This is a genomic window from Streptomyces parvus, assembly GCF_014648875.1.
GTDB lineage: Bacteria > Actinomycetota > Actinomycetes > Streptomycetales > Streptomycetaceae > Streptomyces > Streptomyces parvus.
This window is the reverse complement of sequence record NZ_BMRY01000003.1, coordinates 679,727-692,927: the sequence shown is the minus strand read 5'-3', so window position 1 is coordinate 692,927 and position 13,201 is coordinate 679,727. Positions and strand designations below refer to the sequence as shown.

Sequence of the window (13,201 nt, the reverse complement as noted above, 5' to 3'; positions counted from 1 at the left end):
CTATGCCTCGCGCTGCGTCATGGCCACCAGTACCTTGCGGTCCCCGGTGAAGGGGCGGCGGCCGTGCGAGGTGAGGATGTTGTCGATCCCGAGCAGGTCCCCGGTGCCCCAGGTCTCGGCGAGGGTCGTCTCGTCGTAGACGCCGAGGATGGTGGCCAGCTCGTCCGCGGTGATGGGGGTGCCGTCGCCGTAGTAGGCGTTGCGCGGCAGTCCGTCCTCGCCGCAGATCTCGAGCAGGCCTTCGCGTACGTCCTCGGGCAGCGCGTTCACATGGAACAGGTGGGCCTGGTTGAACCACACCTTCCGGCCGGTGACCGGGTGCACGGTCACCGCCTGGCGCTTCTGCCGCGTGCGCAGCAGGTCGCCGTCCCAGTCCGTCTGGATGTTGTGGTCGGCGCAGTAGCTCTCCACGTAACCCTTGTCGTCGGTCTGGAACCCCTCCTGCCAGGACAGCCCCATGCCGGTGCGGTAGGTGCGGGTGTACACGACGCCCTTCTCCTCGAACCGCCGGACGAGACCGGCCGGCAGCCGGTCGAGCACGGCGCCGCTGTCGGCCACCGGGGTCTCTCCGCCGGTGCGCGCCGCGAGGGCGCAGAAGAAGAAGACGTTGTGCGGCCAGTTCTCCGAGTACGCGCTCTCGTTGTGCTGCGGAATGCTCTGGTCGGCCGGGTACTCCGTCGAGGTGTACACCTTGCCGGTGACCCGGCTGCGGGGCGTCGAGCGCTCGTTGTACTCGAGGGTGCTGCCGCCGATCTCCTCGGCGAGGACGGCCAGTTCGCTCTGTTCGACGATCCCGCAGTCCTTCACCATCACCGCCGCGTGCTCGTACATCGCCGAGCGGAAGGCTTCGGTGTTGGCCGTGAACCAGGCGCGGTGGTCCCCGTCGTGCCGAGGGCGGACGCGCACGAGCCGGGTTCCGTTGTGCTCGAGGACTTCGGCCTCGGCGTCGGTAAAGGGCGTCTTGATCATTCTGTCTCCACCTCGAGGTCGAATCCGTTGATGCTCGTGTGGTTGACCGGGTCACCGGCCGCGTACTCGTAGCCGTTGAGGAAGGGGCCGTCGCCCACGGGGGCGGAGAACCTGCCGAAGGCCAGGTTGAACACCCGGGTGTCCAGCACGGTCACGTACTGCGCGCCGGAGTGCTCGGTGAGCACCTGGTACTGGCCCAGCCACCCGTGGTCGAAGTCACCGGGCATGTTGTCGGGCACGTGGTCGCGGTCCACCGCGCCCTTCGCGTCCAGCGGTTCGCCGAACGGGGTGTAGCGGTAGATCCCGCCGGCCTGCCGGCCGTTGTCACCCGTCACGAGGAAGATGTCCCCGCGCACCGTCGGGTGGCTCCAGGTCTCCTTGCCGCTGTACGCGGCGTCCTTCGTGCCGAGGACCACACCGCCGGGCAGCGCCACGATCCGGGACAGCACCCGCTTGTCCGTCCGCAGGACCAGGTCGAGGTCCGCGTCGTCCATCGAGGTGTTTCCGTAGAGGTGTTCCTCCGCGCCCGCACCGGTGACCTTGCGGCCCACCTGGTGGTCGACGGTGTCCTCCGTGTACGTGACGTCCACCGCGCCCGGACCGCTCGTGCCGCCGCCGAGGTAGCGCTCACCGGCGTCCGACCGCTGCGTCGTCCTGGCGTCCTCGGGCCCGTAGCCGGTCAGGTGACCGTTCTCGGCGTAGCTGAAGCCGGTCACCGGGTTGTCCCCGGTGGTGGCGATCAGCCGGTCGGCGTCGTCGTAGCAGTAGCCGGTCTCGGTCGTTCCCTCGGCCGTACGGTCGGTCAGACGGACCCGGTTGGAGTTCAGGCCCGCGTTGGAACGGGTGCCCTCCGGGCAGTCGGCGGGGGCCGCCGAGGTGAAGTCGTAGCCGTACCGGTGTCCCTTCAGCCAGGCCTCCACGAGGCGTCCGGCCCCGTCGTAGCGGAAGTCCGGCCCGTCCGTACGGCCTTCCTCGCCCGCCACGGACTCGTCCACGATCGTGCCGGAGCGGGACCGGGTGACCTCGGCCGCGACCTTCCGGCCGTCGGCCAGCAGCCAGTTCTTCGCCACGATCCGGCCGGCCTCGTCACGCCCGACGGTCAGCCGGGTCGCGTTGCCGTACCGCACACCGGCGAGCCGGCCGCCCGCGTCGTACTCCGTCCTCGCCAGGCTCCTGCCGTCCAGTTCGACGGAGAGCACCCGGCCCGCGGCGTCGTAGCGCGTCCGCTTGATCTGCGCCGCGTCGCGGTGGTTCGGCGGCGTCACCTTCTCGGTCACCGGCCGGCCCGCCCGGTCGAAGAACGTCTCGGTGCGGGTGCCGTAGGTGTCGGTGAACTCGATCGCGCGGCCCAGCAGGTCCGTGCGGATCCGCACGGTGTGGTCCGGCTCGGTCGAGCCGCCGAGGAGGGGGTCGCCGCCGATCGCGAGGTCGTAGACGACCGTGCGCTCGGCCAGCGCATCGTTGCCGGGGATGAACATCTTGGAGATGCGGCCGCGGTCGTCGTAGGTGACACAGGTCCAGTCACCCCCGCCGAAGTTGACGGCGGCGGGCAGTCCCCTGGCGTTGAAGACGAACTTCTCCGCCCGCGGCGTCTTTCCGGCGCCCGGAACGGCGGAGCTCACGGACTTGGGCAGGCCGCGCTGGGGAGCCGGGTCGTTCTCGGGCGTGCAGGGGTTGTCGACCCGCTCGTCCGGGCCATGGAACTCGTACGTCCGCTTGGCGCCGCTCGGCAGCTTCTGCGCGACGGGCCGGAAGGTCTCGTCGAACTCCATGGTGGTCGCCAGGGCCAGGCCCTTGGGGTCCACGACGGTGGTGTCCGGGATGCCCATCGCGTTGAAGCGGTTCTCCACGACCCGCTCGGGAACCCCGTCGCTGTCGGCGCGGACGGTGGTGATGCCCGTGGGCCCGAGGGTCGTCGTCTCGGCCGGGATCCGCGCACAGCCGGCGGGCGCCGGGCTCACCGGGGTCAGGTCGGGACCGAAGCACTTGGCCGGCCCCGGCCCGTACGTCCCCGAGGGCTGCCCGGTGTTCTCGTCGTACACCGTGGTCGTCACGAGCCCCGCCGCGTCGGTGCGCGACGCGACCTGGTCCGCGGGCGTCCACGCCGTGCGCACGGTGCGCCCGGTCGCGTCGGTGTCGGTCAGCAGCCGGCCGGAGGCGTCGTGCGTGGTGCGGCGCGGGGTGTCCACCCCGGCGACCCGCACATCGGCGCCGCCCGTGCGGAAGGTGTACGCGTGCCGCGGGCTCCTGGGGTCACCGGTGGCGAATCCGGTGGGCTCGGGGCCCGTGACACTCTTCGGGAACTGGCCGCCCCGGGAGTAGTCGACGCGGTACTGGGCCGCCTTCGAGTCCCGCCGGGCGGGGTCCACGGCGATCCAGTCCATCATCAGCGGGGTGCGTACCGCCGTCAGCCGGTGGTCGGCGCTGAATCCCAGGTCGGTCTTCTCCGCTCCCGGGTTCTCGAACCGGGTCAGCTTGCCCTCGCGGTAGTGCAGTTGCGTCGTCCCGGCGCCCGGCACCGCGACCGCGCAGACGAAGCCGGCCGGTGCCGCCTTGTCCGCGCACTCGGCGCTGCCCGCGTAGGAGAAGGTCAGCCCCTGCTCCTCGGCCGCTTTGATCAGACCGGTCTGGGCGTCCGGACCGGACTCGGGGACCTGTTCGTCCTTGCCCTTGTCCTTGTCCTTGCTCCCGCCCTTGGCGGCACGCATCCCGGCGGTGTCCGGCGCAGCGCTCCCGGTCGCGGGCGCGCCCTCCTGGCCGCGGTCGGCCTCGGCTCCGGGAGCGGCCGCGGCGGACCCGGGGCCCTGGACGGAGTTGGCCGCACCGGCGGTCGCCCCGCCCTCGGCGGCGGGCGTCACGGTCCAGCCCGGGGGCAGCACGGAGCCGGACGGCGAGAGCCACGAGGCCGGCACGGCGACGGCACGGCCGCCCCGGCGGGCCCAGAGTCCGACCTCTCCGCCGGCGTCGGTACGCCGGTACTCGACCTTGAGGTCATGCGTACGCCCGGCACGGAGCGTGAGCGCCTTGCCGTAGGACGCGCCGGCGCCCGTGGCGGCGGTACCGTCCCAGTCGTCCAGCACCAGCTTTCCGTCGAGCCAGATCCGCAGCCCGCCGTCGTGCGCGCCGCCCAGCCGGTACCTTCCGTGGTCCGGCACCCGCAGCTTTCCGGTCCAGCGCACGCGGAAGGGGGAGTCCGCGTCGGCCTCCGGGTAGGGGGCCTCGGCACCCCAGCGGAAGCCGATCCGGGCGTCGGTGCGCACGGCGGCGGGACGCTCCTCGGCGCCGATTCCGGTCGCCGAGTCACCCGGGAAGTACGAGCCGGTCAGGCCGGAGTCGGCCACGGCCTGCGAGTTGTAACTGAAGGTGGCGCCGAGCTGGCCCGCGCCGGTGGGGACCTGCGCGGTGTTGACGGAGGCGCTCACATTGCCGGTGGCGAGGTTGACCGTCACGGGGCCGAGGGTGTCCGTCGGCGAGGGGCCCGCCTCCGCGCCGACGAGGCGCTGGTCGACGGTGAAGGACCTGGCCGGGGCGTCGGCGCCGGCACGGCCGTCGTGGTGCCGGACCCGCACGGTCCACCGGTACTCCCCGGCGTCCTTCAGCAGACCGGCGGGCACCTTCCAGCGGGGCTGCGAGATCCACCCGGAGGAGGTCACCTGGCCGGTGCGCGGGTCCGCGCCCGTGCCGATCACGAACTCGTACGCCCGGGCGCCCTTGGTCCGTTCGACGGCCAGCTCGGGACGCGTGTCCGTCAGGACCGCCCCGTCCCGGGGCCCGGCTGCCCGCGCCGCGGGACCGCCTGAGGCCTTCGGCGCCGCGCCGAACACGCCGTCGGGCCAGGCCGCCTGGACCGGGGACCCGGACACGGCCGGCAGCAGAGCCACATCGTGCGCACCTCCCTCCCGCGCCGACACCGGCGTCTCGGAGCCGAGCAGCGCGATTGCGAGGGAGACTGCCGCCCCGCTCGCCACGGCCGCTCCGAGCCTTCTGCTGTGAGCCATGCCCACCCCACCACTCCTCGTAGGAAAACGCACCGCGTACGGCGGTCGAGAGGTATCTGTCGCGATACTGCCGAACAGCGGTATCCGGCCCATAGCCCGCAGAGAATCTTTGAATACGCGATCCGGTGGCTACGCAGTGCCACCGGCGGCTACGGTATTGATTGTGACCACCCGCATACTTCTCGCAGACGACCAGGAATCAGTCCGAGTCGGATTCCGGCTGATCCTCGACTCCCAACCGGACATGGAGGTTGTCGGTGAGGCCGTCGACGGATTGCAGGCCGTCGAACTGGCCGCGAAGCTACGTCCCGACGTCGTCCTGGCGGATATCCGTATGCCGCGGATGGACGGCCTGGAGGTCACCCGTCTGCTCGCCGGACCCCAGGTGGAGAACCCGGTCCGCGTCATCGTCGTGACCACTTTCGACCTGGACGAGTACGTCCATGCCGCCCTGCGTCACGGCGCCTGCGGATTCCTGCTGAAGCGGTCGGGGCCCGCCCTGCTCGTGGAGGCGGTCCGCGCCGCGATGGCGGGCGACACGATGATCAGCCCGTCGGTGACCGTGAAACTGCTGAAACACCTTCAGGGACGGGACCAGAACCGGGGCAAGCAGCCGGCCGAGGCTCTCACCGAGCGTGAGATCGAAATCGCCCGGCTCGTCGCCAAGGGCCTCACCAACGCGGAGATCGGAGCGGAGTTGTTCATCTCCTCCGGCACCGCCAAGACCCATGTCGCCAACATCCAGCGCAAACTCGACGTCCGTAACCGTGTCGGCATCGCGGCCTGGGTCTGGGAGAACATCCGGCCCGACTGACCTGGGCTCCGGGCCGGACCACCGGCCCGGAGCCCCCTCCGTCAGGCCGCGCAGACGCCCTTCATGCTGTCGATGAGGGCAAGCACGGCACGGGCGGACGGGAGGATCATGCGCCCCTCCCTGGTGAGCCGCGCCCCTGTGGAGTCCCGGGTGAAGAGCTTCGTACCCAGCATCTGCTCCAGGCACTTGATCTGGTAGCTGACGGCCGGCTGCGAATACCCCAGTACCTTCGCAGCCTGATCCATGCGGCCGATCTCCGCTATGGATACAAAAGCCCGGAACTCCCGCTCGTGCATCTGTCCCCCTGTCTCCGGCGAGCCGCAAGCCGGCTCACCGCGTTCCGACGCCAGGCGCCGGCACCAATGAATTCGCCTCCATATCAACGCAGTCAAAGTGGGTAGGCAATGGGGGATGCAGGAAGCTGCAATCGGCGCGATTCGGCTGTTTCAGGCATGCCGAAGGTCCCTCGGGCACCTTCCCCGAGGGACATCATTCGGCCTGTGGTCGAGAAGATTTCTCCTATTCGTGCCCGATAGCCCTCAGCACGTTCAGACGGGCGCCACGGCGGGCCGGAGCCAGCGAGGCGATGACGCCGACGACCATCGCGCCGATCAGATAGGCGATCATCTGCGTCCAGGGCAGTGACAGCTGGCTGACACCCTGGTCCTTCATGGCATGGGCCACGGCCAGTCCGAGCAGCCCGCCGACCGCGATGCCGAGCACCGCGCCGAACAGTGAGATCACCACTGACTCCGTCATGATCATACGGACCGTCTGGCCGCGGCTGAGGCCGATGGCCCGCAGCGCGCCCATCTCCTTCGTCCGCTCCAGGATCGAGAGGGCCAGGGTGTTGATGATGCCCAGCACCGCGATCAGCATGGCCACGCCCAGCAGGGCCTGGACCACCGTGAGCATCATCGCGAACCCCTGGCTGAACTGCCCGATGACATCGGACTTGGTCTGCACCGACACCTCGGGGCTGTCCTTGAGGAGCCCCTCGATCTCCGACTGCACCGCGGCCGTCTTGGCGCCGTCCTCCAGCTGGAAGAAGGCCTGCGAAGGCAGCTTGTTGCGGAATCCGGTCTGCGCGTCGGCCCACGGGACGACCACGCTGTTGGCCAGGTTCGAGTCCTTGAAGGTTCCCGCCAGCACGTAGGTGTGCGGCTCGCCGCGCTGGAGCTGGACGACGACCTTGTCACCGGTCTTGAGGTCGTGGCTCTTCGCGGTGGCGGTGTTCATCACGACCTCGCCGTCGCCCGGCGAGTCGATGTTCCCCTTGTCGCCCTTCAGGCCCAGGACTTCCCGCGCCTTCCCCCAGTCCTGCCAGGAGGCGACGCCCGCGGCCTCCTTGCCGACCTTGCCCGAGTCGAGCATCGCGGCGGCGACGTTCTTGACGCCGCTCACCTCGCCGACGGCGGTCAGCGCGGCCGGGTCGATGGTCGCGGAGGCCGCCGAACCGCCCTCGCCCATGGCCACGAGCTGGGCCTTGAGGTCGCGGGAGAGCTCGTCGGTGACACTGTTCTCCGACGAGACGGCCACCGTGCTGATCGCGGTGACCAGCGCGACGCCGATCATCATCGCCGAGGCGGTCACCGCGGTACGCCGCGGATTGCGCGCCGAGTTGCGCCGGCCCAGCTGCCCGGGCAGCGACCGGGCGAACAGGGCGCCCAGCGCCCAGACCGTGGGGCGGCTGAACAGCGGGGTGAGGAGCGCGACCCCGACGAAGGTGAAGAGCACACCGGTCAGGATCAGTGCGATGCCGCTGGATCCGAAGAGGCCCAGCGCCAGCATGAGGATGCCGAGCCCGAACAGGATCCCACCGGTCCAGGTCTGCTTGCGGTGCTTGCCCTCCGGGTTGACGGCCGCGCGGATGACCGAGATCGGGGCGACCTTCGCCGCCTTCAGCGCCGGGAAGAGCGCGGAGAACATGGTCACCAGGATGCCGACCGCGAAAGCGGTGATCACGGCGCTCGCCGGCACGCCCAGCGGCGCCACCTTGAGACCGTCAGTACTGCCGGCCAGCATGCTCGCGCCGAGCGCGCCGATCCCGACACCGGCCGCCAGCCCGATCGCCGAGGCGACGAGGCCGACCACGAAGGACTCCAGGAGCACCGAACCGATCACCTGGCGGGGGCTGGCCCCCAGCGCCCGCAGCAGGGCGAGTTCCCGCATGCGCTGCGCGATGATGATCGAGAAGGTGTTGACGATGAGGAAGACACCGACGAGCACCGCGACCGCGGCGAATCCCAGCAGCAGCTGGCTCATCAGATCGAGGACGCCACGCGACTTGTCGGACGCCTTCTTGGAGAGCTCCTCCCCGGTCGCGACCCGGAAGGTGTCGCCCAGTTCCTTGCCGATCGCGGTCTTCACCGCGGCGACCGACGCGCCCGAGGCCGTGTCGACGGTGATGCCGGTGAATCCTCCCGGCGTACCCGTCATCAGCTCCTGGGCCACCGGCTCGGTGAACGCCACCGTCTGCTCGCCGCCGATGGCGTCCCGGTCGCCCGAGTAACCGAACACGCCGGCCACGGTGAAGGTCTTCTGCGGCTCGGTGGTCAGCACCTGGATCCGGTCGCCGACCTTGAAGCCGGCCTTCTCGGCCAGTCCGGCGTTGATCGCCACTTCCGATTCCGTACGCGGCTCGTGGCCGGAACGCAGGGCGATCAGATCGCTCTCCCCGCGCCAGCTCTCGCCGTACCGCGGACCGCCGGTGCTCGGCACCAGCTTGCCGTCCTTGCCCAGGACACGGGCGCCCTCGGCCTGGACGACCCCGCGGGCGCGCTCGACACCGGAGACCTTGGAGACCCGCTCGACGGCAGCCGCGTCGGTCACGGGGACGACCTCGGAGTCGCCGACGTCCGCGTCCACCTTCGGCTTGAGCGACGCCTGGAGATCGGTGTCGTCATAGGCTCCGGCGAACTGCGCGTCGATGGACCGGCCGAGCGTGTCCCGGATGACCATGGACCCGGACACGAACATCACGGCCAGCACCACGGCCAGACCCGAGAGGATGAGCCGCAGCTTGCGCGAGAGCAGGCTCTTCAGCGTCGCCTTCAGCATCACGCCACCCGCTCGCGGCCATCGAGCTTCCGCATCGCGTCCAGCACGGTGTCCGCCGTCGGGTCCCTGAGCTCGTTGACGATCCGGCCGTCGGCGAGGAACACCACCCGGTCCGCGTACGCCGCCGCGCTCGGGTCGTGCGTGACCATGACGATCGTCTGTCCCAGCGAACGGACCGAGTCCCGCAGGAACTTGAGCACATCCGTACCCGACGTGGAGTCCAGGTTCCCGGTGGGCTCGTCCGCGAAGATGACGTCCGGCTGGGACACGAGAGCGCGTGCGCACGCCACACGCTGCTGCTGACCGCCGGACAGCTCGGTCGGCCGGTGGTTCAGCCGCTCGGCCAGACCCACGGTGTCGATGACCCGGTCGAACCAGTCCTTGGAGGGCTTGCGGCCGGCGATCGCCAGCGGCAGCAGGATGTTCTCCTCCGCCGTCAGCGTCGGCAGCAGGTTGAACTGCTGGAAGATGAAGCCGATCTGGCTCCGGCGGAGCTGGGTGAGGTTCTTCTCGGACATGCCGCTCACCTGCTGGTCACCGACGAAGACCTCGCCCGATGTGACCACGTCCAGGCCGGCCAGACAGTGCATCAGCGTGGACTTGCCGGAGCCCGAGGGCCCCATGATGGCGGTGAACTCACCCCGGACGATCTCTATGTCCACCCCGCGGAGGGCGGCTACCTGCGCCTCCCCCTCGCCGTACAACTTCTCCACTTTCACGGCTCGAGCGGCTACTTGCCGCTCCGTCGTCATCGTCGCGCTCACGCGGTTCACTCTCCCCAACGGGCTGTGTCACGGGCTGTCGAGATCCGGAGCACTGTGCACCATGCCCGGCGATCGCTCGAAGCCTAGGAGCGGGCAGTGCCCCGTCACATCTACCGTTCGGCAGAGAGCATCCGGGGCACGCCGCCCCCGCGCGCCCGCGCTTCGAACTCTTGGAACCAGGCATGCGCCGAAAGGGCGAGCTCACCTACCGTCCCGACGACGGGCCGACAACCCCGCCCACAGCCCGGAGGACGGACATGGCAGGCACGCGGACACTCTCCAAGTACTGGATGCTCACCAACGACTTCACGCAGGACCCCTATCCGATCCTGGAGTACGTGCGGCGCGAGAGCCCCGTACGCGAGCTGTCCATGCCGGGCGGGGACCGTGTCTGGGTGGTGACCCGGTACGACGACGCGAAGGACGCGCTCGCCGACCCCCGGCTGAGCCGCGACATCCATGTGCACTACGAGCTGATGTCGAAGCGGACCGGACGGCCGATGACCCCTCCACCGGAGGAGGCGAACCACCTCGCCAATCTGGAGCCGCCGCGCCACACACCGCTGCGCCGGGCGATCAGCTTCGCCTTCACCCCGCGCAGGGCCGAAGCGCTGCGGCCGCGCGTCGAGGAGATCGCCGACGAGCTGCTGGACCGGCTGGCGGCACACCCCCGCCCCGATCTGATCGCCGGTTACGCCGACCCGCTGCCCGTCATCACGATCGCCGAGCTGATGGGCGTACCCGCCGACGCCTGGCCCGACTTCCTGCGCTGGTCGGCCGCCCTGCGCACGTACTCCCCCACGGACGGCTCCGGGGTTCTGGACCGCAGCATCCAGGAGCTGTCGACGTACATGTCCGAGCTCATCGAACGCAAGGGCCGGGAGCCGGGCGACGACCTCCTCTCCGCGCTCATCCACGCCGACCCGGAACGCCGGCTGACCGGCACCGAGATCCTGTCCACCGGCTTCGCGCTGATGACCGGCGGCAACGACACCACCGCCAGCCTGCTCGGCGGGGTCATGGCCGCCCTTCTCACCCATCCGGCGGAGCGGTCCCAGCTGCTGGCGGAGCCCGGCCGCTGGGGCAAGTCGATGGACGAACTCATCCGGTACGTCGGCCCGATCAGCAACGCGCTACAGCGGGTCACCACCGAACCGGTCGAGATCGGCGGGGTGACCGTCCCCGCCGGTGAGGTCGTCGTCATCAGCGTGATGTCGACCAACCGCGACACGGACCAGTTCCCCGACCACCCGGACCGGCTGGATCTCGACCGGCACAAGCCGGCCCACCTCAGCTTCGGCTTCGGCATCCACTACTGCTCGGGCGCCCATCTGGCGAAGGTCATCACCGAGATCGGCTCCCGGCGGCTCTTCGAACGCTTCCCCGCCGTCTCGCTGGCCGTCGCACCCTCCGAACTGCGGTACGAACAGAACGTGGTCGTACGCCCGTTGAAGGAGCTTCCGGTCAGGCTGCGGTGAGCCGTGGAGTCCCGCACCCGTCCCGGTCACCGGACGGATCTGCGCATCGCCGTGTAGAGCGCCCGGAGCGTGAGGATGGCGCTCACCACGAGGGCGTGGTAGCCGAGCAGCGGGAACAGCTCCAGCTGCGGGGTGACGCGTGGTCCCTTGCCGGTTCCGAACACGACCAGCATGACGCCCATCACCCCGGTGCAGGCGGCGAGCAGGCTGATCACCACCTGGTGGACGAGGCCGGCGACGAAGCGCTGTTCCCGCTCGTCGGCCAGGACGCGCACGCGCACCGCGAGCCGCCCCTCCTCCAGCGAGGCGCTGATGCGCTCGGCCCGCCGCGGCAGCCTCCGCAGCATCGGCAGGATCGCCATCGCCTCCTGGGCCGCTTCCCGGGCCAGCGACGGCACGTCGAAGCCGGCGAAGCCGGTCTTCCCGCCCGCCGCCTTCCGCCGGGAGCCGAAATGCAGCCGGTCGGTGAGCAGATCGGCGGCGAACGCCCGTGATTCATCCAGGATGTTGAAGCCCGGCGCGAGCCGCTCCAGGGTGCCCTCGATCGTGGCGATCGCCCGGAAGACCGCGGCGACCTCCGGGGGCACTGCCAGGTCGAAGCGGGTCAGCATGCGGAACAGGGCGGTGAACATCTCGGCGTCGGGCTGACCGCCGGCCCCGAGGTGCTGGGCCATGAACCTGCCCAACGCCCGTTCCAGGAGCAGCGAGTCGGGCATGATGCCGTCGCGCGAGGTGGCCCGGGTACCCAGCAGGTCGATCAACGCGTCGTGCATGGCTGCGGGATCGCCCCGATCGATGGCGACCAGCACTTCCTGGATGGCGAGCCGCGCCGACGGGTCGATCCTGCCCACCGAACCGAAGTCGAGCAGCCCGAGCCGCCCGTCGTCGAGCAGCAGCATGTTGCCCGGATGGGGATCGGCGTGGAAGACGCCGTACCGGAGGATCTGGTCCAGCACGGCGCCCAGCGCGGTACGGGCCAGGGCGTGCCGGTCCCACCCCTTCTCGTCGGCCACCTTCCCCGCGCGGTCGAGCGTGACACCCTCCAGCCACTCCTGGACCAGGAGGCGGGACGAGGTGAACTCGTAGTGGACCCGGGGGATGCGCACCGTCGCATCCGGCGCGTACCCGTCGCAGGCCTCCGCCACCGCCGAGGAGTTGCGCGCCTCGATCCGGAAGTCCAGCTCCTCGCGCACGGACACGGAGAAGCCGTCGCCCAGGTCCCGCAGCCCGAGGGCGTGCACCGACCTGGCCCGGTCCTGGAGGCTGCGCGTGATGGCGAGCACGATGTCGAGATCGCGCTCGATGCTCTCGCGTATCCCCGGCCGCTGGACCTTGACGACCACGCTGGGCCCGCCGCGCAGCCGGGCCCGGTGCACCTGCGCGATCGAGGCGGCGGCGAGCGGCACGTGCTCGATCCAGTCGAAGACCTCCTCGACCGGCTTGCCGAGCTCCTTGTGGAGCACCGCCGCCACCTCGGGCCACGGCGCCGGGGGAACATTCGACTGAAGCCGGCTCAGCTCGTCGATGAAGTGCGGGGGCAGCAGATCGCTCCGGGTGGACAGGACCTGGCCCAGCTTGATCAGCGCGCCCCCGCAGTCCTCCAGCGCGAGTCGCAGCGCCCTGGCCGACTGCCGACCGGCCTCGTTCGCCTCGAAAGCGCGGTCCATGCTGCTCCGGTCGCGCAGGTAGCGCCCCAGCCCGTGGCGCATGAAGATGCGGCTGATCTGGATGTAGCGGCGCGTACGGCGGAGCCTGCGCCCCAGCGTCCGCACGATCTGGAGAGGCCGCGCCCAACTGCCGTACGGGACGAAGACCTCGACCACCACGAGGGTGGCCATCGCGCCCAGCAGCGACAGCGCCACCTGAACCGTCGAGAGCGCTCTGAGACTCTCCTCGTCCCGCACCACCTGGTCGAAGAGGATGAAAACGGCCAGGCCGACCAGGCCGGACGTCATGGCTCTCATGGGGCCGACCCGGATGCCCAGCAGCCGGCGCGAGGCGGTGGAGACGGCGAAGACGATCACACCGAGGGAGACCGCCGCGGCCAGAACGATGAACACAGCAAAGGGAACGTCGCCGACGCTGTCGGCGGCCAGAGCCTGCATGGAGCGGTTCCTT

8 protein-coding genes are annotated in these 13,201 nt (G+C 70.4%); 2 read left to right on the top strand and 6 right to left on the bottom strand.

The features are described 5' to 3' along the window. Window positions 1-969, bottom strand: coding sequence for a TauD/TfdA family dioxygenase (locus IE140_RS13500; protein ID WP_093444282.1), 969 nt, complete (start codon window positions 967-969; stop codon window positions 1-3). Beyond that, window positions 966-4,967 carry a PA14 domain-containing protein gene (locus IE140_RS13495; protein WP_150192907.1) on the bottom strand — a complete coding sequence of 1,334 codons (4,002 nt, stop codon included), beginning with the start codon at window positions 4,965-4,967 and terminating at the stop codon, window positions 966-968. The genes IE140_RS13500 and IE140_RS13495 overlap by 4 nt, the downstream gene beginning before the upstream one ends. Window positions 4,968-5,130: 163 nt before the next feature. On the opposite strand from IE140_RS13495, the gene IE140_RS13490 reads away from it, so the two are divergent. After that, on the top strand, window positions 5,131-5,781 hold the full coding sequence (locus IE140_RS13490; protein ID WP_093444281.1) for a response regulator: 651 nt from the start codon (window positions 5,131-5,133) through the stop codon (window positions 5,779-5,781). A 41-nt stretch (window positions 5,782-5,822) separates the two neighbouring features. On the opposite strand, the gene IE140_RS13485 is transcribed toward IE140_RS13490, so the two are convergent. The 3 genes from IE140_RS13485 to IE140_RS13475 form a co-directional block, all read right to left on the bottom strand. Further along, window positions 5,823-6,077, bottom strand: a complete 255-nt coding sequence (locus IE140_RS13485; protein ID WP_032791501.1) for a LysR family transcriptional regulator — start codon at window positions 6,075-6,077, stop codon at window positions 5,823-5,825. A 223-nt stretch (window positions 6,078-6,300) separates the two neighbouring features. Then, on the bottom strand, window positions 6,301-8,841 hold the full coding sequence (locus IE140_RS13480; RefSeq protein WP_093444280.1) for an ABC transporter permease: 2,541 nt from the start codon (window positions 8,839-8,841) through the stop codon (window positions 6,301-6,303). Further along, window positions 8,841-9,593, bottom strand: a complete 753-nt coding sequence (locus tag IE140_RS13475) for an ABC transporter ATP-binding protein (protein ID WP_204163197.1) — start codon at window positions 9,591-9,593, stop codon at window positions 8,841-8,843. The genes IE140_RS13480 and IE140_RS13475 overlap by 1 nt, the downstream gene beginning before the upstream one ends. 269 nt (window positions 9,594-9,862) lie before the next feature. Here IE140_RS13475 and IE140_RS13470 point away from each other — a divergent pair, with 269 nt between their 5' ends. Further along, window positions 9,863-11,083: a cytochrome P450 family protein gene (locus IE140_RS13470; protein WP_093444278.1), complete on the top strand. Its 1,221-nt coding sequence runs from the start codon at window positions 9,863-9,865 to the stop codon at window positions 11,081-11,083. 26 nt (window positions 11,084-11,109) lie between these two features. On the opposite strand, the gene IE140_RS13465 is transcribed toward IE140_RS13470, so the two are convergent. After that, window positions 11,110-13,188 (bottom strand): ABC1 kinase family protein, encoded by a 2,079-nt coding sequence (locus tag IE140_RS13465; protein WP_150192908.1) that lies wholly within the window; start codon window positions 13,186-13,188, stop codon window positions 11,110-11,112. Between the last annotated feature and the right edge of the window lie 13 nt (window positions 13,189-13,201).

Excerpts from the sequence above, each read along its gene's own strand:
- IE140_RS13465 (WP_150192908.1), bottom strand. The coding sequence starts at position 13,188 with ATGCAGGCTCTGGCCGCCGACAGCGTCGGCGACGTTCCCTTTGCTGTG.
- IE140_RS13500 (WP_093444282.1), bottom strand. The coding sequence starts at position 969 with ATGATCAAGACGCCCTTTACCGACGCCGAGGCCGAAGTCCTCGAGCAC.
- IE140_RS13495 (WP_150192907.1), bottom strand. The coding sequence starts at position 4,967 with ATGGCTCACAGCAGAAGGCTCGGAGCGGCCGTGGCGAGCGGGGCGGCA.
- IE140_RS13475 (WP_204163197.1), bottom strand. The coding sequence starts at position 9,593 with ATGACGACGGAGCGGCAAGTAGCCGCTCGAGCCGTGAAAGTGGAGAAG.
- IE140_RS13485 (WP_032791501.1), bottom strand. The coding sequence starts at position 6,077 with ATGCACGAGCGGGAGTTCCGGGCTTTTGTATCCATAGCGGAGATCGGC.
- IE140_RS13480 (WP_093444280.1), bottom strand. The coding sequence starts at position 8,841 with ATGCTGAAGGCGACGCTGAAGAGCCTGCTCTCGCGCAAGCTGCGGCTC.
- IE140_RS13470 (WP_093444278.1), top strand. The coding sequence starts at position 9,863 with ATGGCAGGCACGCGGACACTCTCCAAGTACTGGATGCTCACCAACGAC.